The 22,211-nt window shown below is 40.3% G+C and carries 17 protein-coding genes; 14 read left to right on the forward strand and 3 right to left on the reverse strand.

What is annotated here, in order from left to right:
- The first annotated feature begins 173 nt into the window (after positions 1–173).
- From IEE83_RS23490 to IEE83_RS23505, 4 genes are all read left to right on the forward strand, one after another.
- Positions 174–3,473 carry a SusC/RagA family TonB-linked outer membrane protein gene (locus tag IEE83_RS23490; RefSeq protein ID WP_194122910.1) on the forward strand — a complete coding sequence of 1,100 codons (3,300 nt, stop codon included), beginning with the start codon at positions 174–176 and terminating at the stop codon, positions 3,471–3,473.
- Between the two features lie 10 nt (positions 3,474–3,483).
- Complete coding sequence (locus IEE83_RS23495) at positions 3,484–4,920, forward strand: SusD/RagB family nutrient-binding outer membrane lipoprotein (RefSeq protein ID WP_194122911.1); 1,437 nt, start codon at positions 3,484–3,486, stop codon at positions 4,918–4,920.
- 93 nt (positions 4,921–5,013) lie between these two features.
- Positions 5,014–6,261, forward strand: coding sequence for a pyridoxal phosphate-dependent aminotransferase (locus IEE83_RS23500; RefSeq protein WP_194122912.1), 1,248 nt, complete (start codon positions 5,014–5,016; stop codon positions 6,259–6,261).
- Between the two features lie 147 nt (positions 6,262–6,408).
- The gene (locus tag IEE83_RS23505) at positions 6,409–7,203 is read left to right on the forward strand and encodes a queuosine precursor transporter (protein ID WP_194122913.1); all 795 of its coding nucleotides are present in this window, start codon (positions 6,409–6,411) and stop codon (positions 7,201–7,203) included.
- Positions 7,204–7,347: 144 nt separating this feature from the next.
- Here the strand turns inward: IEE83_RS23505 and IEE83_RS23510 are convergent, their stop codons facing one another.
- Positions 7,348–8,103, reverse strand: a complete 756-nt coding sequence (locus tag IEE83_RS23510) for a TrmH family RNA methyltransferase (protein WP_194122914.1) — start codon at positions 8,101–8,103, stop codon at positions 7,348–7,350.
- Here IEE83_RS23510 and tamL point away from each other — a divergent pair.
- The 7 genes from tamL to IEE83_RS23545 all read left to right on the forward strand — a co-directional run bounded on the left by tamL (position 8,103) and on the right by IEE83_RS23545 (position 16,058).
- A complete protein-coding gene (gene tamL / locus IEE83_RS23515) occupies positions 8,103–10,562 on the forward strand; it encodes a translocation and assembly module lipoprotein TamL (protein WP_228101946.1) in 2,460 nt (819 codons plus the stop codon). The genes IEE83_RS23510 and tamL overlap by 1 nt on opposite strands.
- 231 nt (positions 10,563–10,793) lie before the next feature.
- Positions 10,794–12,251, forward strand: coding sequence for a tRNA (N6-isopentenyl adenosine(37)-C2)-methylthiotransferase MiaB (miaB, locus tag IEE83_RS23520; protein ID WP_194122915.1), 1,458 nt, complete (start codon positions 10,794–10,796; stop codon positions 12,249–12,251).
- A gap of 68 nt (positions 12,252–12,319) precedes the next feature.
- Complete coding sequence (locus IEE83_RS23525; RefSeq protein ID WP_194122916.1) at positions 12,320–13,618, forward strand: sigma-54 interaction domain-containing protein; 1,299 nt, start codon at positions 12,320–12,322, stop codon at positions 13,616–13,618.
- 9 nt (positions 13,619–13,627) lie between these two features.
- Positions 13,628–14,206 carry an LptE family protein gene (locus IEE83_RS23530; RefSeq protein WP_228101947.1) on the forward strand — a complete coding sequence of 193 codons (579 nt, stop codon included), beginning with the start codon at positions 13,628–13,630 and terminating at the stop codon, positions 14,204–14,206.
- Between the two features lie 61 nt (positions 14,207–14,267).
- The gene (locus IEE83_RS23535) at positions 14,268–14,951 is read left to right on the forward strand and encodes a DUF8458 domain-containing protein (RefSeq protein ID WP_194122917.1); all 684 of its coding nucleotides are present in this window, start codon (positions 14,268–14,270) and stop codon (positions 14,949–14,951) included.
- Between the two features lie 53 nt (positions 14,952–15,004).
- Positions 15,005–15,379 (forward strand): preprotein translocase subunit SecG, encoded by a 375-nt coding sequence (secG, locus tag IEE83_RS23540; protein WP_194122918.1) that lies wholly within the window; start codon positions 15,005–15,007, stop codon positions 15,377–15,379.
- 97 nt (positions 15,380–15,476) lie between these two features.
- Positions 15,477–16,058, forward strand: a complete 582-nt coding sequence (locus IEE83_RS23545; protein WP_194122919.1) for an LOG family protein — start codon at positions 15,477–15,479, stop codon at positions 16,056–16,058.
- Positions 16,059–16,119: 61 nt separating this feature from the next.
- Here IEE83_RS23545 and IEE83_RS23550 read toward each other — a convergent pair whose 3' ends face one another.
- A complete protein-coding gene (locus tag IEE83_RS23550) occupies positions 16,120–16,827 on the reverse strand; it encodes a hypothetical protein (RefSeq protein WP_194122920.1) in 708 nt (235 codons plus the stop codon).
- Positions 16,828–17,060: 233 nt separating this feature from the next.
- On the opposite strand from IEE83_RS23550, the gene IEE83_RS23555 reads away from it, so the two are divergent.
- Together IEE83_RS23555 and groL are read left to right on the forward strand one after the other, a co-directional pair.
- Positions 17,061–17,357: a co-chaperone GroES gene (locus IEE83_RS23555; protein ID WP_194122921.1), complete on the forward strand. Its 297-nt coding sequence runs from the start codon at positions 17,061–17,063 to the stop codon at positions 17,355–17,357.
- A gap of 54 nt (positions 17,358–17,411) precedes the next feature.
- Positions 17,412–19,043: a chaperonin GroEL gene (groL, locus tag IEE83_RS23560; protein WP_194122922.1), complete on the forward strand. Its 1,632-nt coding sequence runs from the start codon at positions 17,412–17,414 to the stop codon at positions 19,041–19,043.
- A 319-nt stretch (positions 19,044–19,362) separates the two neighbouring features.
- Here the strand turns inward: groL and IEE83_RS23565 are convergent, their stop codons facing one another.
- Positions 19,363–20,025, reverse strand: coding sequence for an ABC transporter ATP-binding protein (locus tag IEE83_RS23565; protein ID WP_194122923.1), 663 nt, complete (start codon positions 20,023–20,025; stop codon positions 19,363–19,365).
- A gap of 88 nt (positions 20,026–20,113) precedes the next feature.
- Here IEE83_RS23565 and sucC point away from each other — a divergent pair, with 88 nt between their 5' ends.
- The gene (gene sucC / locus IEE83_RS23570; RefSeq protein ID WP_194122924.1) at positions 20,114–21,337 is read left to right on the forward strand and encodes an ADP-forming succinate--CoA ligase subunit beta; all 1,224 of its coding nucleotides are present in this window, start codon (positions 20,114–20,116) and stop codon (positions 21,335–21,337) included.
- Positions 21,338–22,211: the final 874 nt, after the last annotated feature.

The following is a 22,211-nucleotide window of genomic DNA, read 5'->3' on the forward strand; positions in this document are numbered from 1 at the left end:
TTTCACATTTAATACTGGATAATTACTAAGATTTATAATATTATTTTATGAAATTAGGTATAGTACCAAAGTAAATTTTGATAATTTGCAAAAATACCTTGTAATGGTTGAAACAATAATTACTTTTGCAACATTAAATTTTCTTAATAAAACCTAACATAATTATTCTAAGTATGAGGAAGATTCTATTATCTTTATTGGGATGCTTGTTGCTTTTAGGCCTTCAAGCGCACGCCCAAGATCGCACTCTGACTGGAAAGGTCGTTGCAGAAGACGGCTCGACTCTACCCGGTGTTAACATTTCGGTTAAAGGTACTAACCGTGGATCGACAACAGACGCAAAAGGAGAATATTCACTTTCAGTTTCACAAGGTGCAACCCTTGTTTTCAGTTTTATCGGATTTCAAAGCCAGGAAGTTCTTGTTGGTTCTCAATCCGTACTAAATGTTACTTTAAAAAATGACGTTAGCCAGCTTCAGGAAGTTGTTGTAACAGCTCAGGGTATTGAAAGAAAACGTAATGAACTGGTTTATGCTGCACAACAAGTTACAGCTGATCAAATCACGCAAACACGTAACCCTAACTTAATGAGCGCATTATCAGGAAAACTTTCTGGTGTGGATATTAAAGTAAGTAACACGATGGGTGGTTCTACAAACGTAGTTATCCGTGGTTTCAAATCCATTACAGGAAATAACCAGGCTCTTTGGGTAATTGACGGGGTGCCAGTATCAAACGCAAATAACAACACAGCTACACAACAGACCGGTGGAGCAGGTGTCGATTACGGTAATGCAGCTTCTGATATCAACCCTGATAACATTGCTTCTATCAACGTACTTAAAGGTGCAGCAGCAACTGCTCTTTATGGATCTCGCGCTTCAAATGGTGTGATCATGGTTACAACCAAAAAAGGCAAGAAAAACAGCTTCGATGTTACAGTAAACAGTGGTGTGACGTGGGGAAAAATTGACAAAACTACTTTCCCAACTTATCAGAAAGAATACGGTGAAGGTTATGTAAGTACTTTCAAAACAGCAGACCTTGGCGCTGGTGTTGGTGCTGTTGCTCCTTTTGATGTGGATGCGTCTTTCGGTCCTAAATTTGAAGGACAGCCTGTTTATCAGTGGGATGCTATTGATAAGTTCTCTCCTAACTATAAAAAACAAACTCCTTGGTTAGCAGCGAAAAATGGTCCTGATACTTTTTATAAAACTGCTGTAACTTCTAATCAAAGTATCAACATCAGTGGTGGTGGTGACGCTTCTACTTTTAAAGTTGGATTTACAAGAAGTGATGAAACAGGTGTTTTGCCAAACAGTTCTTTGAAAAAGAATTTGTTCAACTTTGGTGGATCTTATGACCTAACTAAAAAATTATCGGTTTCTGCATCTGTTAACTTTTCTAATGTAAAAGGAATGGGCAGAAACAACACAGGTTACAATGGTAAAAACCCTAACCAGGGCTTTAGACAATGGTGGCCGGTAAGTGTTGATATTCAGCAACAGAAAGAAGCATATTTCAGAAATCAACAAAACGTAACTTGGAACTGGGCAAACATCCAGGGAACAAACCCGATTTTTGCTGATAACCCTTATTACAGCCGTTACAAAAACTATTCAAATGATACACGGGATCACTATCAGGGAAGTACTGCTGTGAATTACAAACTTGCTGACTGGGTGAGCTTCACAGGTAGATTCTCTTACGACGGAACTAATGATACACAGGAAGAGCGTATCTCTGTTGGTAGTGCCGCTGTTCCTTCTTATGCAAGATTTGACCGTAATTTCCACGAAACAAACCTTGACCTTTTGATCAATTTCCGTAAAAGCATTACGAAAGATCTTAGTTTCACTGGTTTGTTGGGAAGCAACATGCGCAGATCCAAAGAATCATCAATCAGAGCTACAACAAACGGAGGTTTGGTAGTACCTAATCTTTATTCTTTATCAAACTCGGTTAGTGCGATTGAAGCACCTACGGAAATTGTTAGACAAATTGGTGTTGACGGAGTTTTTGCAAATGCTTCTTTTGACTACAAAGGTCTTATCAACCTTGAACTTGCTGCAAGACAAGATAAATCTACGACATTACCAACTGGCTCAAACACGTATTTCTATCCATCAGTTGGAGCTAACTTTAACTTCTCTGAACTGGCCGCTTTAAAAAGCCAAACATGGTTAACACATGGTAAATTAAGAGCTAACTATGCAGAAGTAGGTAATGATGCACCTTGGGGAGCTGTTTATGACACATATGATAAACCAACTGGTATTGGTACAATTCCTTATTTCTCTTTGCCAAATACAAAAAACAACGGTCAGCTTAAATCTGAAAGAACAAAAAGTTATGAAGCTGGTATTGAAGCCGCATTCCTTAATGATCGCGTAGGTTTTGACTTTACTGCTTACAAAACAAGTACACAAGATCAGATTTTGCCAGTAACAGTGACTTCTGCAACGGGGTACACAGCTCGTTATGTAAACTCAGGGGAAATGCAGAACAAGGGTATCGAGATTTCTGCTTATGTAACCCCAATCAAAACGGAAGATTTTTCATGGACGATGAACGTGAATTTTACCCGTAACAGAAATAAAGTTGTAAGCCTTTATGGTGATGTAACGAACGTTCAAATTGCTTCTTTGCAAGGTGGTGTAACATTGAACGCAGGTTTGAAACTTGATCCGGTAACAGGAAAAGTAATCGGCGGCCTACCTTTCGGTGTAATCAGAGGAACAAACTTCACTTACTTGAACGGAGAAAAAGTTGTCGGAACAAACGGTATTTACAAACCAACTGCAAGCTCAGGCGAAATCATTGGCAATCCAAACCCGGATTGGTTGGGTGGTGTTACCAACACAGTTAAATACAAATCACTTGCTTTGAGCTTCCTTGTTGACGTTCGTCATGGCGGCAGCATTTTCTCACTTGACCAATGGTATGGTGAAGGTTCAGGTCTTTATCCGATCACTGCCGGAAATAACGAATTGGGAAATCCAAAAAGAGACGACGTGTATCAAAGAGACGCTGCCGGTAAATATCTTTTAGATGCTGCTGGCAAGAAAATTCAGGCTGCAAACCCAGGCGGAGTTTTATTCCCAGGTGTTCAGGCAGACGGGCAACCTAATACTGTAAGAGCTGAAAACATTGATGGTAACAGCTTGTCAGCGTATGGTTATACCTCCAATGCTCCTCGTGCCATGTATGTTTATGATGCGAGTTATGTAAAATTGAGAGAAGCTTCTATCTCATACAATCTTCCTCAGTCCGTAGTTGGTAAACTTAAAGCCTTCAAAGAAATCAGTGTTTCCGTGATCGGCCGTAACCTTTGGATCATTCACAAAAACATGAAGTATTCAGATCCCGAAGATGGTTTGAGCTCAGGTACATCAAACGGCGCAGGTGGTTACCAAAGTGGATCATACCCAACAGTAAGAAGTTATGGTTTCAATGTTAAATTCCGTTTCTAGAAATAATAATATGAAAAAGTCACTAGTCATTTTATTCTCCTTCATACTGCTCACCAGTTGCGTAGACAGTCTGGACGATTACAATGTCGACACCAAGAAGGCTACGGTTGTTCCTGCGGTTACATTGTTTTCAAATTCACTTAAAGGTTTAATTGATGCGATTACAACACCAAACGTAAGTAATAACAACTTTCGTTTGTACGTTCAGCAATGGGCAGAAACGACGTATCTTGATGAACAGCGTTACAACCTTACTGCTCGTGCAATTCCTCAGGCACTATGGCAGAGCATTTACCGTGATGTTATTTCTGATTTGACTGAGTCAAGAAGACTGATCAATGCTGATCCATTAATTACTGCTGAATCGAAAGCAAACCAGTTAGCTCAGATTGAGATTATTGAAGTACTTTCATGGTCAATTCTCGTGAATACTTTTGGAGACATTCCTTATACTGAGGCAATGAACCCATTGAATCCGCTACCTAAATTTGACGACGCTAAAACTGTTTATTATTCTCTTTTAGATCGTCTTGATGCTGCATTGGCCCAGCTTAACACAACAGGAACAGCTTTTGCCGCAGGAGACTTGATTTACAAAGGAGACATTTCAAAATGGAGAGCATTTGGTAATTCTTTGAAACTAAGACTTGCACTTGTCATTGCTGACAGCGATGCTGCAAAAGCAAAAACACTTATCGCAGCAGCAGCACCAAATGTATTCAAAGCGAATACTGATAAAGCGGCTTTTCCATATGTTGGCACGCCCCCTAATTACAATCCAGTAGCAGCAAACCTTAACTCTTTGTACACAACACGTCAGGATTATGTTGTTACAAGTGTTTTTGTTGATCCGATGAATGAACTGAATGACCCAAGAAGATCAAGTTACTTCACAACAGTTGGAGGCGTATATAAAGGAGGAAACTACGGTTTTGCCAATACTTACGCAGATTTCTCGAAAGTGGGTACCAAAATCGTAGACCCTACGCTTGAAGGACTATTCATGGACTATTCAGAAGTTGAATTTGGATTAGCCGAAGCCATTGAAAGAGGTTTCATCACAGGTGATGCAGCAGATCATTACAACAAAGCAATAACAGCTTCTATCACATATTGGGGAGGTACAGCTGCTGATGCATCTACTTACCTTGCACAGCCAAAAGTTGCTTATGCTACTGCCACAGGTGATTACAAACAAAAAATCGGTTTCCAGAAATGGCTTGCGCTATACAACAGAGGATGGGAATCGTGGGTGGAATGGAGAAGACTGGATTACCCTAAGTTGCTTCCTCCAACAGGCGGAAGTGCTCCGGCAGGTCTTCAGATCCCGGTTCGTATCATTTATCCAATCAACGAACAAACGTTGAACGGTGCTAACCTGAAAGCGGCGGCAACTGCCATCGGTGGAGATTTAGCTTCTACTAAATTGTGGTGGGATAAGTTCTAATCGAAAGTTATTCTTACAATAATTGAAACGGGCAAAATTTAATTTTGCCCGTTTTTTTATATATTTGAACCCTGTACATTACTAATAAAACGCATGGAATTCTTAAAAAGTCAGCGCCTTAACAATCTCAAATATGAAATTCGCGGGGCTACTTATGAAAAAGCATTAGAGCTGGAAAGCCTTGGCTTCAAAATTCATAATCTGAACATTGGGAATCCCGCGCCATTCGGTTTCGATTCTCCTGATGAAATTGTGCATGATATCATCATGAATATCCGTAATGCACAAGGTTATTCTGATTCACGCGGATTGTTTTCTGCCCGGAAGGCGGTCATGCATTATACCCAAACCATCGGAATCCAGGATGTTGAAATCAATGATATTTTTATTGGAAACGGTGTCAGTGAATTAATTCTGCTATCCATGCAGGCATTGATAAATCCTGGCGATGAAATTCTTGTGCCTTCTCCGGATTATCCCTTATGGACTGCCGCCATTGCTTTGAGCGGAGGCACGCCCGTACATTATGTATGTGATGAAGAAGCCGACTGGAATCCGGATCTGGAAGATATGGAAAGTAAAATCACTTCCCGTACAAAAGGAATTGTAATGATCAATCCCAATAATCCTACCGGCGCCGTATATGAAAAAGATGTGCTGATGCGCATCGCTAAAATGGCAGAAGAACATAAGCTCATTATTTTTTCTGATGAGATCTATGACAAAATATTATATGACGGAGCGGTTCATTACCCAATGGGTACCATGGTTCACGATACGCTTTGTGTGTCTTACGGCGGACTTTCCAAAAACTACCGTTCGGCAGGTTTTCGTGGCGGCTGGATGATTTTGAGCGGCGCTAAACAGAAAGCAAAATCTTATGTTGAAGGTTTGTTGCTTTTGGCCAGCATGCGTCTCTGCGCCAATGTTCCTACTCAATATGCGATTCAAACTGCCCTGGGCGGATATCAAAGTATAAAGGAACTCGTAGTTCCAACCGGAAGATTACACAAACAAATGAATCTGATCTACGATAGGTTGGTTTCCATTCCGGGCATTACCTGCGTAAAACCAAAAGGTTCATTATATGTTTTTCCAAAAATTGATTTGAAGAAATTTGGTCTGGAAAATGATGAAAAATTTGTTTACGATTTACTAAGTGAACAAAGAGTACTTGTTGTTGCTGGTACCGGTTTCAATTATATTTCTGATGACCATTTCCGGATTGTTTTTCTTCCAACACTGGACGAATTAAACCAGGCGATGGACAAACTGGAATATTTTCTTGAAACAAGACGGGTATTATCAACCCGTACAGTTGAAGAAGTAATAGGGAATTAGGCTTTCGGCAGTCGGCTACCGGCCGTCAGATTTGGGCGAAAAATATTTAGTCGCTTAAATCTGAATGCCGATAGCTGACTGCCGAAAGCTTTTTTATTTCCGCCTGGCTTTTTTCATAACCTTCTACCTAACCCACTTCCTCATTCCATGATTCAACAATCAGTAGCAGAGCAGAAAAGACAACGTCTTTTTCTGGTGCTTTGCGGAATTTTCCTGACCAACGCGCTTATCGCTGAAATCATCGGCACAAAAATATTTTCAGTTGAATCACTCTTAGGTGTAAATCCTGCCCAAATACCCATTGGAGGCACCAAACTGGATTTCAATATGACAGCCGGGGTTGTAAACTGGCCAGTCGTTTTTATTACTTCTGATATTATTAATGAATATTTTGGCACGAAAGGCGTCAGAAGAATTTCCTATCTGACAGCTATTTTCATTGTTTATACTTTCATAACTATATATTTCGCCACGCAATTACCTCCTGCACAATTCTGGCTGGATGTGAACAGCACGGACAGCCATGGCAATCATTTCAATATTAACGACGCCTTTAACAAAATTTTCAATCAGGGACTAGGGATTATGATCGGTTCCATCGTGGCATTTCTTTTGGGTCAGATTCTGGATGTTTTTGTTTTTTCCTGGTTGAGAAAAAGAACAGGCAGCAAACATATCTGGCTTCGTGCAACTGGTTCTACGATGTTTTCCCAGCTTGTCGACAGTTTCGTGGTTTTAACAATTGCATTTTATGTTTTTGGAAACTGGGATATGAAACAGATTCTTTCGGTGGGTAGTATCAATTATTTATACAAAGGTTCTGTTGCGATTTTGCTGACGCCAATCCTGTACATCGCTCATTATTTTATTGACGGGTATTTGGGAAAGGAATATGCGGAGGAGCTCGCGCATCATGCTGCGCATGATGGGGAGGTTTTGTAGGTTTAAAAAATTATTTTCCCTGTTTGATATTTATTTTTTGGGAAATTGGGAAGTTTCCATACGCCTCGGACGGCTTTTTCCGCCGTCGACAGGTATGGAAACTCCGAATAAGAAAATAAGTTTCTTACTTATAAAGTACAATCTTCACCCAACAATCCGCCTCATATTATCCAGCATCACCGCCGTAGCAATCCCGACATTCAAAGATTCCGCCTCTCCTACTCTCGGAATTGTAATTCTATGCGTAATAAAAGATTCAACTTCCGGGCCTACGCCATTGGATTCATTTCCCATCACCACATAACCGCCTTCCGCAGAAAATTTGTGATCATAAATTGAATCTCCATCCAAAAATGCGCCAATAATAGTACGATCTTTTCCGTTTTCAGAAAGAAATTCAGGAAGATAAGTATAGTAAGTTTTAACTCTGGTAAAAGATCCTTTGCTGGCAGCAATTACCTTCGGATTGTAAAAATCAGTTGTGTCCGGCGAGCAGATTATTTTCTTCACACCATACCAGTCTGCAATGCGGATGATCGTTCCCAAATTTCCCGGATCACGAATATCATCTAAAATCAATGCATATTCCTGCATATCTGCGCTTAAAAAAACGTTATCTTTCGTCTTTGCCACAGCCAGACAAGAATCATTGGTTTGAAATAATCCCAGACCTTCAAGTTCTTTTGGCGTGACAGTTTCCACAAGAGTTTTATGGTCAGATAAAATACTTGAGTATTTTTGTTGAAAATCCGGAGTAGATAATACAAATTCAACTTCAAACTCTGAAGCCAACAATTCAAGCACACTTTTAGCACCTTCAACGATGAAAGCCTCGTGAAGCTGGCGGTACTTCTTGATTTTCAGAGAATTAATATATTTTACACGATTTTTAGACAACATTGAATATTAGTTGTAGGGTTACATATTTCGGATATCTCTTCCTTTTCTTCCTGGGAGTGACAGGTTGCGCCCGGAAAACAAGCACTTCGACAGGCCAGTACTTTCTGGGTACTTCTACTTTTAAAGGTAACAAAGTCATCAGTGATTCTGATCTTGATGCGCTTATTCCGCAGAGACCCAACAGCCGTTTCCTCAGTTTGCCCATTTTTCCAAAAGTTGGAATTTACCAGTTTGGAGAGCTGTTTTACAAAAAAGAAGAAAAGCAGCGCAAGGTTATCGAAGTGACGCAAAATTATCAGAAAGAATCGCGTTTACACGAAAATAATATCAGACAATTAGAAAAGATTCAGAGAAGATATGCCAAAAAACTGGCCCGTGCTCAAAAAAGGGTCGATGAAGGCAATTTCTGGATGCGTGTTTTGGGAGAAGCACCAGTTTATTATATCCAGAGCGAAGTAGTAAAAAATGCTGAAAAGATGCAAAAGTATCTTTATAATAATGGATTTTTTCAAAATACGGTCACATATAAAAACGACACCACTTTTAAACGGATTCAGGTAAAATATCTGATTAATGAAAACCGTCCTACGATTCTGGACAACATTAATTATCAGGTAAGAAACCAGATGATTGACAGTTTGTTAAAATCCTCATCCAAAGATGCGATGCTGATCAGCAAAAAAAGATACGATGGTGATGCTTTTGAAGAAGAAAGAGTAAGAATTGAAACTTTGCTCCGCAACCAGGGCTATTTCGGTTTTTCCCGTCAGAATGTTACTTTCCTGATTAATGATACCATTACCAAACCAAAAACCGATAGTCTTTTCAGGACAGTTGATGTAAATGTAAAAGTAAGTTTGCCGGCAAAAGAAAAAAATCCGGTTCCCTATTCCATTGAATCTGTCCGTTTTGAGGTATTGCCTCCGGCTGGATTACCGGATTCTCTTTTTAGAAAAGACACTGTTTATTCACAAGGAATCCAGTATATTTTTGCCGACAAAAAGTTTGCGCCCAGGATTCTGGATACCAAAATAGTCGTTCGTCCCGGCCAGCTTTACAGTCAGAAAAACGAAAGAGATACGCAGCGTCAGCTTTCCTTGACCGATCAGTTCCGGTTTGTAAATTATAGTTTTGATTCAACAGGACACAATCTGAAAGTGCATTATCAGGCCATTCCTTTGGAAAAATATCAGGTTTCGGCGGATGTTGGTCTGAACGTTATTCAGCTCCAGGGCGCTCCCGGACCTTTTGCAAACCTTTCTTATAAAATCCGGAATGTATTTCACGGTTTGGAAAACTTTGAAGCAAATTTACGTGCCGGTATTGAGCTGGTACCCGGTTTTGTAGAAAATGGCGGAATTTATAAAAGTCAGGAAATTGGATTGAATACCTCGTTGACTTTTCCTCGTCTATTAATTCCATTCCGTTCTTTTCGTAATACCTCAGCTAAATACAATCCACGAACGCAAATCGGTTTGGGATACAATTATGTTGAACGGCCGGAATATACCCGTACAAACGTAAAAGTTGCCATGAGCTATTCCTGGCAGCCAACTGTTAAGACTTTATGGACATTGTCCTTTATTGATCTTAACATTTTGAACACAACGAAAATACAGCCAGCTTTTCAGAACCTGCTTAATGAATTGTTCGAACAGGGAAATAACCTCAAATACAGTTTTAACAAATCTTTTGTTTCGGACGTTAACCTGACTTTCGTTCACAATACAAATTCCATTATAGGTCCCCAAAAAAATGCGCATTACTTTCGGGCGTCGATGGAATCTGGTGGAACAAGTCTGAATGTTTTACCTGGCCAGGAAAAATGGATCAGAAATGTTTTTGGAGACACTTTGCAATTTTACAAATATCTGAGAGCAACGATTGATTATCGCCGTTACTGGCCAACCGGAAGACGATCTTCGTTTATTGCCAGGGTAAATACCGGTGCCATTTACAGTTATGGAAACAGCAAAGTACCGCCTTACGAAAAATACTTTTTTGCGGGTGGATCCAATAGTTTGAGAGCATGGCTGCCACGCAGACTTGGTCCGGGTTCGGCCGCTCCGCGTATTACCTCTAATAATTTATCCATTGAAGCACCAGGAGATTTCCTGCTGGAAGGAAATCTGGAATGGCGCGGGCATCTCGCGAAATTTTTCGGAGATATCAATTATGCCCTTTTCATTGATGCCGGAAACGTCTGGAGCCTGAATAAATCTGCTCCCGAGGCCCAGAAACTGAAAGCAGATACCTTTGTAAAAGAAATCGCAGTCGGAACCGGTTTTGGTATCCGTTATGACCTTTCGTTTTTTATATTAAGATTCGATTTCGGAACAAAAGTTTACGATCCGTATACAAGCAAATTCGTCCTCGACAAACTTGAATTCAGCAAACTTTTCAACAGAAGACAAGAAAACTTCCTGAACGTAAACCTGGGCGTTGGCTACCCCTTTTAATCATACAAATTATATTACAGCGTCCACCCTCCCTACCCCACACTTTCAACTTTCAATTCTCCGCTTTCAACTAATTTAACGAATCTTAACACCCAACTTCTCTGCCAGTTTGTCAGTTTATGCCGTTTTATTTGTAGCTTTGCAGTTCGTCCCCGGAACAAATCGTGATTACAAATCATTATAAGAAGACTTCCGAACATAGAGATACACATCGTTCAATTTCACGGACAAATGGAGAACAGAATTGCGCAGACATTAAAAATATTAACCGAAACGGACAAAGAAGCATGTGAGACCGTGCGTGTTTCGGAAAATGAGCCTATAACCAGTAAAAAACGTTTATTCATAGAAAGTTACGGCTGTCAGATGAATTTCGCAGACAGCGAAATTGTGGCCTCTGTAATGCGGGAAGCAGGTTTTGCAACAACATCTGATGCAGAAAACGCAGATCTTGTATTCCTGAATACCTGTGCAATCAGAGATAATGCTGAACAGCGTGTGAGAACCCGTCTGAAACAGCTTAATGTATATAAGAAAAAAAGACCGGGTATGCTCATCGGCGTATTGGGTTGTATGGCAGAAAGATTGAAAGCCAAACTTCTCGAAGAAGAGAAAATGGTGGATATCGTTACTGGTCCCGATGCTTACCGCGATCTTCCAAGATTGGTTGAAGAAGCCGAAACAGGACAAAAAGGTGTCAACGTTTTTCTTTCCAGAGAAGAAACTTACGCAGATATTTCTCCGGTAAGATTGAATTCAAATGGAATCACGGCGTTAATTTCAATCATGCGTGGCTGTGATAATATGTGCAGTTTTTGCGTGGTACCTTACACAAGAGGACGCGAACGCAGCCGTGATCCGGAATCGATTTTAAAAGAAGCGCAGGATTTGTTTGACAATGGTTATAAAGAAGTAACCTTACTTGGACAAAATGTGGATAGCTACAAATATGCAAATCCTAATAACAAAAACGAGATCGTTTCTTTCGCCAGATTATTGGAAAGCGTAGCGCTGATCAGTCCTGAACTTCGTGTTCGTTTCAGTACTTCGCATCCAAAAGATATTACGGATGAAGTGCTTTATACGATCAAAAAATACGATAACATTTGCAAGTATATTCACTTACCGGCACAAAGCGGAAATAGCCGTGTGCTGGAAATCATGAACCGTACTTATACCCGCGAATGGTATCTGGAAAGAATCGACAGTATCCGGAGAATTCTTGGTGATGAATGTGGAATTTCACACGACATGATCGCTGGATTCTGTACTGAAACCGAAGAAGAACACCAGGACTCGCTTTCGTTACTGGAATACGTACGTTTCGATTTTGGCTATATGTTCTCTTATTCTGAACGTCCGGGAACGCCTGCCGCGAAGAAATTCAAGGATGATATTCCTGCGGATGTAAAACAAAGACGTCTTGCAGAAATTATCGAAGTACAGCAGCGGATTTCTACTGAACGCAATCAGAAATTGATCGGAACGATACAAAAAGTTTTGGTTGAAGGCACTTCAAAACGCTCAGATCAGGATTTTTCGGGCAGAAGTGATCAAAATAAAGTGGTTATTTTCCCAAGGGAAAATTTCAAAAAAGGTGATTATGTTAATGTGTTAATTACAGATACTACCTCTGCCACGTTGCGAGGAAAAGCAGTAGTTGAGGAAGAAATAATACAGTTAGCATAATTAAGAATAGTCCGTTGCATTAACCAACAAAAGGCTAATTGCTATAAGCTAACAGCCAATCGCTATTAATGAATCCAACAGAGATACAAGCAATAAAAAACCGGTTCGGGATTATAGGGACGTCGCCGGCGTTGAATCATGCTATTAATGTGGCGGTTCAGGTGGCGGCAACAGATCTGACCGTTTTGATAACAGGAGAAAGCGGAAGCGGAAAGGAGTCGTTTTCGAAAATTATACATAGTATCAGTGCCAGGAAACATGGTCCTTTTATAGCCATCAACTGTGGCGCAATTCCGGAAGGAACGATCGATTCCGAACTTTTCGGTCATGAAAAAGGTGCTTTTACCGGTGCTCTTGATTCAAGAAAAGGTTATTTTGAAACAACAAACGGAGGAACAATTTTTCTCGATGAAGTTGGAGAAATGCCTTTGGGTACGCAGTCCAGATTACTTCGGGTGCTGGAAAACGGTGAATATATCCGCGTTGGTTCCTCCAAAGTTTTGAAAACAAATGTGCGCGTAGTGGCTGCCACCAATGTGAATCTTTTGGAAGCAGTGAACAATGGAAGATTTCGTGAAGATTTATATTACCGCTTAAATACTGTCCCGATTTACGTGCCGCCTTTGCGCGAACGTGGTGAGGATGTACTTTTGCTTTTCAGAAAATTTACCAATGATTTTTCTGAAAGATATCGTACAAAAGCAGTCAGACTGGATGCTGACGCACGTGAATTGTTGATGCGTTATGAGTTTCCGGGAAATATTCGCCAGCTTAAAAACATTGCTGAACAGATTACGATTCTTGAAACTGATAAGGATTTGCCGATCAACGCAACAACGTTAAATAATTACCTGAACCCGTTGCAGCCTTCGAGCCGGAAAGCACTTGTTCCGCTTAGACAGGGGGAAGATTCGTCAACCTCATTTTCTGAAAGAGAATTGTTATACAAAGTTTTATTTGATATGCGCCGCGATATGACCGAGCTTAAAAAGCTGGTGCGTAACGTATTGGAAAATGAAAAATATGGCGGTGATATTTTGAAAGATCATCAGGAATTGTTCAGTTCTATTAATAATCCGGAACCTGTTATTTCAACGCCAACCAGTGAGCCAACAAGATTACTTACACCGCCGCAGCAATCCAGAGTCGTTGATCTTGACAGATATTCTGATGAGCGTGGAGAAATTGAGGATGTTCTGCACGTAGCGGCAGAGGAAGAATCCCTTTCTTTGGAAGACAAGGAAAAGGAAATGATTATTAAGGCGCTGCGCAAAAATAATAACAAACGAAAATACGCAGCCAGTGCATTGGGAATTTCGGAACGTACGTTATATCGGAAAATCAAGCAATACGATATCGAGGAGTAAAAGTTTGTTATGAAAATTGAAATGTCAAAAATGAATTTTTCAGGAAAAATATTGAGAAAAATAAACCTGCCCTCTTTGGCTGCCAAAAGGATATTGACGTTGTTTTTCATTGTAAATCTTTCTTTTCTGATTTCGAGCTGTGGTGTTTATTCTTTTACGGGAACGAGTCTATCTCCTGATATCAAGACTTTTACGATTATTAACTTTAATATGGCAACTGCCGGTGGACCGTCAGATCTGCCACAAAAATTAACAGAACAGGTTAAAGAATATTTCCAGAAAAACACCAATTTGACTTTGCAGCAAAATGGAGGAGATCTTCTTTTGGAAGGAACAATTACCGGATATGATGTTTTGGCGGCGGCTCCGACAGCGAATGACCAGGCAGGACTTAACCGTTTGAATGTAACTGTTCAGGTAAGGTTTACGAATGCAAAAGACGAAACAAAAAACTTTGATCAGTCATTTACATATTACGCTGACTTCCCTCAGGATCAAACACTTAACCAGAACGAATCGAGATTGTTACCCATAATTCAGGAAAACCTTGTTCAGCAAATCTTCAACAAATCTGCTGCGGACTGGTAAGAGAAACCTGTTTGTTTTAAATTCACTTATTATTTTTTCAAAATCAAAACATTACGGTTTAATGGCCATCGTTGATAAGGAAACGTTTAGTCGTCTGGTAAAATACCCTAACGACCTCGACGTGTCGGTAATTCCAAAGCTTGAAGCGACGATCAAGGCTTTTCCGTATTGTCAGATCTCTTATTCTTTGCTTGCCAAGGCATCAGTTCAAACGGATACAGACCACTTAAATGATGCAACCCCACGTGCGGCTGCTTATGCACTGAGCAGGATTGCGCTTCAACAGCTGGTTGAAGGAAAATTCAAAGCAAATGATTCCGGAATTTCATCAAATAATGTTGATGTGTTGACGGAAGAACTACCTGCAACGGTAAGCGAAGATATTCTTGAAGTACTGGAATCCAGGGAAATAAAGGTAAATCCTGTATCCAGCATTTCAGAATTACAGAAAAAACAACAGCAGATTATTGAAGGTTTTATCAAAAACAACCCACGTATGGGCGCGATAAAACAGGATATGAATGCAGAACCTTTAGCTTTGGATCTTACCGGAAGAGTTGCACAATCCAATTCTTCGGATTCTTTCGGGGGAGGAATTGAGACAGAAGCATTTGCCAAAATTCTGGTTCGTCAGGGCAAAACAGACAAGGCAATTGACATCTATCAAAAATTGATTTTGAAAAAACCAGAAAAAAAGGATTACTTTGCGAAAAAATTAAGTGAACTGATTCACAGCCGATCTTAATTACTACTTACTTTTTAATTGCGTATTCATTCATTCTATATTATATACAAGGCATGTATTTGGGTTTGATTATTCTGGTTGCGATCGTCGCAGTATTATTGATTCTGGTGGTATTGGTTCAAAATTCAAAAGGAGGAGGTCTTTCCAGCGAATTTAGTGGCGCGGGTACTGCACAAATGTTCGGTGTTAAAAAAACCACTGATTTGCTTGAACAAATCACCTGGGGATTGGCAACGGGTATTATCGTAATTTCACTTGTTTCCTACATCGTTGCGAGCGGTGGCGCTACGGATGCTGGTGGAATCAACAGTGTAAACATTGAAAAAGCACAAAACACAGTAGTTCCTGGCGCGAAATTGCCATCAGCTCCTGCTTCAACGGCCCCGGCAGCAACCACGCCAGCGGCTCCTGCTGATACAACAAAATAATAAAAACGTAACGTTTTTACGTGCAGCTAATATCGACAGATCGATTTGTCTTTATTAGCTGCATTTTTTTTAATACTATCAGTTAGAAAAATAAGTCATGAAAAGGATTACAGTATTCTGCGGATCAAGTTTTGGAAATGATTCCATTTACCAGGAACAGGCAACGTCACTTGGTCATGCTTTGGCACAAAGAAATATAGAACTGGTTTACGGCGGAGCCAATGTCGGATTAATGGGCGCCGTAGCTGACGGTGTATTAAATGAAGGCGGAAAAGTGATCGGCGTTTTGCCGCATTTTCTTCAATCCAAAGAAATTGCGCATGCAGGTTTAACAGAATTAATTTTGGTAGAGACCATGCATGAAAGAAAAACCAAAATGAATGAATTGTGCGACGGCGTTATTGCACTTCCGGGTGGTTTCGGAACAATGGAAGAATTTTTCGAAATGCTGACCTGGGCGCAGCTTGGTCTTCATAAAAAACCGATTGCTATATTAAATATTGACGGTTTTTACGATTCGCTGAAAGCTTTAACGCAGGTAATGGTCGACAAAGGTTTTCTTAAACCTGTAAATCAGGAAATGCTTTTGGTAAGTGATAATATTGAGGAACTGTTGAACAAAATGAGTGAATATGTAGCACCGGAAGTTGGTAAATGGATTAGTAAAACAACTTCCTGATAATAATATTTTCGAAGATAAAGTTTGATTGCCGCCAGCCGAAAGCCGACGGCGATCTTTTTTATGCCACATTCATTTGCTTCACCATAAGCCTTTGAACTACCGGAAGCAAAGTTTCTTTCAACGGATAATCGTATTTCGACTGGATCATATAGGTCGCTGGATTCGGCCAGGCCTGAAATCTTCGTGTCAGGTCAATTTTTATTTGTTCCAGTGTAGTTCCGATACTTATCCGCACAGAATCCACAAAAACCGTCTTCAAACTTCTTTCCCGCATTTGGTTATAAAGTGCCAGCTCATATCTGAAAATGGTAATCATTCTTTCGTAATTATTCAGAAAAAAAAGATAACCTTCCTCAACGCGAAGCGGAACAATACCAACAGGAGAAATTTTAATATTTTCTCCGACCTCAGAAAACTTTTCGGAGCCCTCTTCTACGGATTTTGAGAATCTGGGAATAGCAAAATCAAGGATATAGTTTAATTGAGAAAGATAAGCGTCATCGTGAAGCGTATCTTCATAAACAAGTTTTGCGGCGGACAGATCCATTCCTTTCAACTTTTTAGGAAAAGAACCCTGAATCGCATTTTTATTTGCCTGCAAATTCTGGCAGGAATCCAGGTGCAGTTTAAGTTCCTGTAAATAAGGATAAAGACGATTTGAATTAAATTCACCGTCGATATGCTGAAGATATGCCATCAGCACATACTTTTTGTATTCAAAATCAAAAATACCTTCCGTCAACCAATCATTATTAAGCTTCGTCATTGTATTCGCCCGTTTTGATGCCTGCTAAAATTTAGTCATTTCTGACGATATACCAAACGAATGTACTTCTCTGACATATACATTATTATAAAATTCATATCGAAGCAGGTTTACATACAAAATTGTCAGACAGCTCCTGAAAAAATGTCAGACGAAAAGTGCTGGCATAGATTGTGCTTTATGTTTGCAAGTCATATCAATACTGACAACTTAAAAATAAACGTTTAATATCTATGTCAACTTTAGCAGAAATACAAGTGAGCGTACAACCTCTGGCTGATCGTGTTCTTGTAGAACCAGCCCCAGCCGAAGAAAAAACAGCATTTGGTATCATTATTCCTGATACTGCAAAAGAAAAACCACAACGCGGTACAGTAGTAGCAGTTGGCCCAGGCAAAAAAGATGAGCCTTTGACGGTTAAAGTAGGAGACACCGTATTATACGGAAAATATTCAGGTACTGAACTGGCATACGAAGGGAAAGATATCCTTATTATGCGTGAATCAGATATCTACGCTATCATTGGCTAGTCATCTGACAACCTCGGTAATTAAAATCTTAAAAAATTAAAATCAAAAATTGAAATGGCTAAGAAAATATTTTTTGACATTGAAGCCCGCGATAAAATAAAAAAGGGTGTTGACACTTTGGCTGACGCCGTAAAGGTAACTTTGGGACCTCGTGGTCGTAATGTAGTTATTGATAAAAAATTCGGTTCACCTAGCATTACAAAAGATGGTGTATCGGTTGCGAAAGAAATCGATTTGAAAGATCCTTTCGAAAACATGGGTGCTCAATTGGTTAAAGAAGTAGCTTCTAAAACTGCTGATTCAGCTGGTGATGGTACTACAACTGCAACAGTTTTGGCTCAGGCTATCTACTCTATCGGAGTAAAAAACGTAGCTGCTGGTGCTAACCCAATGGATTTGAAACGCGGTATCGAAAAAGCCGTTGCTGCTGTTGTTAAAAATCTTGAAACACAGAAAAAAGATATTTCTACTTCAAAAGAAATCGCTCAGGTTGCTACTATTTCAGCTAACCATGACGAAGAAATCGGTAATATGATTGCCGAAGCGATGGAAAAAGTAGGTAAAGAAGGTGTTATTACTGTTGAAGAAGCGCGTGGTACTGAAACAGAAGTTAAAACTGTTGAAGGTATGCAGTTTGACCGTGGATACCTTTCTCCATATTTCGTTACAAACACTGAGAAAATGGAAGCTGATCTTGAGCGTCCATTTATCTTAATCTCTGAGAAGAAAGTTTCTTCAATGAAAGAACTTCTTCCGGTTCTTGAAGCAGTTGCTCAAACTGGCCGTCCTTTGCTTATTTTGGCAGAAGATGTAGATGGAGAAGCTTTGGCTACATTGGTAGTGAACAAAATCCGTGGTGCTTTGAAAGTAGCTGCTGTTAAAGCTCCTGGTTTTGGTGACCGTCGTAAAGCTATGCTTGAAGACATCGCGATTATCACTGGCGGTACTGTAATTTCAGAAGAACGTGGTTTCAAATTGGAAAGCGTTACTTTGGATTACCTTGGTACTTGCGAAAAAGCGATTATCGACAAGGACAACACAACTTTGGTTAATGGTTCAGGTAACTCTGAAGACATCCAGAGCCGTGTTAACCAAATCAAAGCGCAGATCGAAAACACAACTTCTGATTACGATCGTGAAAAACTTCAGGAACGTCTTGCTAAATTGTCAGGTGGTGTTGCCATCTTGTACATTGGTGCAGTGACAGAAGTTGAAATGAAAGAGAAAAAAGACCGTGTTGACGATGCATTGCACGCAACTCGTGCTGCTGTTGAAGAAGGTATCGTAGCAGGTGGTGGTGTTGCTTATATCCGTGCAACTTCTGCTCTTGAAGGACTTGTTGGAAACAACGACGACGAAAATACAGGTATCAACATTATCCGTATCGCGCTTGAAGCTCCATTGAGAACAATCGTTTCTAACTCAGGTCAGGAACCATCTGTTGTTGTTGCAAAAGTGAAAGAAGGAGCTGGTGCTTATGGTTACAATGCTAAGGACAATGTTTACACAGACTTGTTAGAAGCTGGTATCATCGATCCTAAGAAAGTTTCACGTCTTGCTTTGGAAAACGCAGCGTCAATCGCAGGTTTGTTGTTAACAACAGAATGTGTAATTGCTGACGATCCGGAAGAAGCTGCTGCACCAATGGGTGGCGGTCACGGCGGTGGAATGGGTGGAATGATGTAATCATCCCCAAGTCATATAAATTAGGCAAAAAAACAGCCGTCCGGAAATTCCGGACGGCTGTTTGCTTTACTCAACGTTATGAAAATCTCCAACCCTTAGGAAATTTGATATTAAGACGGACGGAAAATCGACAGGTCACACAGGATTTAAAAATATTTCAAATTATTTTTTCGATACAAAAAAAATGGCCGTCCGGAAAATCCGAACGGCTATTTACTTTACTCAACGTTATGAAAAACTTCTCCATTATGACGTGGTCATATCGGGGAAGTCACAGTTAAAACAAAAAAATTTAACAATTTGTTTACTTATCTGTATTTTATTGCAACATTTTTCCATCCTGCATCACAATTCGCCGGTCTGCCATCTCTGCTAAATCCTCATTATGAGTGACTATGATGAATGTATGGCCCAGTTCGTCTCTTAACTTAAAAAATAACTGATGAAGCTCTAAAGCATTTTGTGAATCCAGATTCCCGCTTGGTTCATCTGCCAAAACAATGGCAGGTTTGTTCAATAAAGCACGGGCAACGGCTACTCTTTGCTGTTCTCCACCTGAAAGTTGAGATGGTAAATGATTGATCCGGTCGGATAAACCTAATAATCCCAATAACTCCTCTCCTCTTTTCTTTATCTCTTTTTCACTCAATCCCGCATTGATATACCCCGGCATACATGCATTTTCCAGCGCCGTGAATTCCGCCAGAAGATTATGAAACTGAAAAATAAAACCGATCTTTTCATTTCTGAATCTGGCCAGATCTTTTTCTACCAAAGTTGAAACATTGGTATCGCCGATAAATACCTGTCCTTCGTCCGGTCTGTCAAGCGTTCCCAGTATATGGAGCAGTGTACTCTTGCCGGCACCTGATGCGCCAACGATCGCAACAACTTCACCACTATTGACCTCAATATCTATTCCTTTTAGAACCTGCAAGGCGCCATATGTGCGCTTTATTCCTTTTGCCCGAAGTAAATTCATATTATGAAAAGATAATTAGGTAAAAAGCTACCCCCGTTTTGATTAATTCCTTAATTTGCCGTGAAAATACCAATTTACTTTTATACTCATGAATATTCACGAATATCAAGGCAAAAGTGTCCTTAAAAAATACGGCGTACGTATTCAGGAAGGACTTGTTGCCGACACCCCCGACAAGGCGGTGGAAGTCGCCCGTGAGATTAGCCAGCAGACAGGTACCAAATGGTATGTGGTTAAATCACAGATTCACGCGGGTGGGCGTGGTAAAGGCAGAATTGTTGGCAGCGAACAACGCGGTGTTGCTTTGGCAAAATCTGTTGAAGATGTGCGTACAATAGCTAATAACATTCTGGGAAAAGTACTTGTTACGCACCAGACCGGCCCTGAAGGTAAGCGAGTGAACAAGGTTTTGATTGCTGAGGATGTTTACTATCCGGGTATCAGTGAACCGAAAGAGTACTATCTGTCCATTCTGCTTGACAGAGGCAGAAACTGTAATGTCATCATGGCAAGTACAGAAGGTGGTATGGATATTGAGGAGGTTGCAGAGCATTCTCCTGAAAAAATCATGAAAGAATGGATTGATCCAAAAGTTGGATTACAACCTTTCCAGGCGCGTAAAGTTGCTTTTGCTCTTGGTTTGGAAGGCGATGCTTTCAAAGAAATGGTTAAATTTATCACTTCTCTTTACAAAGCGTATATTGAGAGTGATTCAGCGATGTTTGAAATCAACCCGGTTTTAAAAACATCTGATAATAAAATTCTTGCAGTTGATGCAAAAGTGGATCTGGACGACAACGCTTTGTACCGTCACCCGGAACTTGCTGAAATGCGTGATACCAACGAAGAAGATCCATTGGAAGTAGAAGCAGGTGCAAACAACCTGAACTATGTGAAACTGGACGGAAACGTAGGTTGTATGGTAAATGGAGCCGGACTTGCGATGGCTACTATGGACCTTATCAAGCTTTCAGGCGGCGAGCCGGCTAACTTCCTCGATGTTGGGGGTGGAGCGAACGCACGGACCGTAGAAGCAGGTTTCCGTATTATTCTTAAAGATCCTAATGTTAAGGCTATCCTTATCAATATCTTTGGTGGTATTGTTCGTTGCGACCGCGTTGCGGCAGGTGTTGTTGAAGCTTACAAAGCGATTGGCGAAATTCCTGTTCCAATTATCGTTCGTCTGCAAGGAACAAATGCTGAAGAAGGAGCACGTATCATTAACGAATCAGGTTTGAAAGTTCAGTCCGCGATTGAATTTAAAGAAGCTGCTGCGAAAGTTTCAGAAACACTTGCAAGTTTAGGAGTGTAATTCTTTCGAATAGTATTGATGAAAAAGGGCGATCGCGAGGTCGTCCTTTTTTGTTTCAGGTCTTATTAAATGTCATATATTATTTCGGTGCGCTGCACCTTGCGGATATTTAGTCAACGTGGCTTCTACAAATATTTTGGTGCTCCGCACCTTTCCGATTGAAGTGTATGTGTTTAAAGGTGCAGAGCATCTCAATATTTGTAGAAAACGAGGCTGGAAAATCCCAAAAATTGAAGGTGCAGAGCACCCGAATACTTGTAAAAATGAACCAGGACATTCCAAAGACCAAAGGTGCAGACCACCGCAATCTTTGTAAAAAAGAAGCTAGGAACCCCAAAGTTTAAAGGTGCAGAGCACTGAATATTTGTAGAAACAAAGCTTGAAAATTCTAAAGTTTGAAGGTGCAGAGCACCGCAATATTTGTAGAAAAAGAAGCTAGAATATCCCAAGGCTAAAGGTGCAGAGCACCCAAAATACTTATAGAAATGAACCAGGACATTCCAAAGGCCAAAGGTGCAGAGCACCGCAATATTTGTCGAAACCAAGTTAGAAAATCCCAAAGGTCAAAGGTGCAGAGGACCGAAAATACTTGTTGAAATGAACTAGGACATTCCACAGACCAAAGGTGCAGAGCACCGCAATATTTGTAGAAAAAGAAGCTAGAATATCCCAAAGGTTAAAGGTGCAGAGCACCGCATTACTTGTAGAAACGAAGCTAGAAAATCCCAAAGGCCAAAGGTGCAGAGCACCGCAATACTTGTAGAAACGAAGTTAGAAAATCCCAAAGACCAAAGGTGCAGAGCACCGCAATATTTGTCGAAACAAAGCTTGAAAATTCCAAAGATAAAGGTGCAAAGCACTGAAATATTTGTAG

Origin of the sequence: Dyadobacter subterraneus (genome assembly GCF_015221875.1) — a bacterium.
In the GTDB taxonomy this organism is placed as follows: Bacteria; Bacteroidota; Bacteroidia; order Cytophagales; family Spirosomataceae; genus Dyadobacter; species Dyadobacter subterraneus.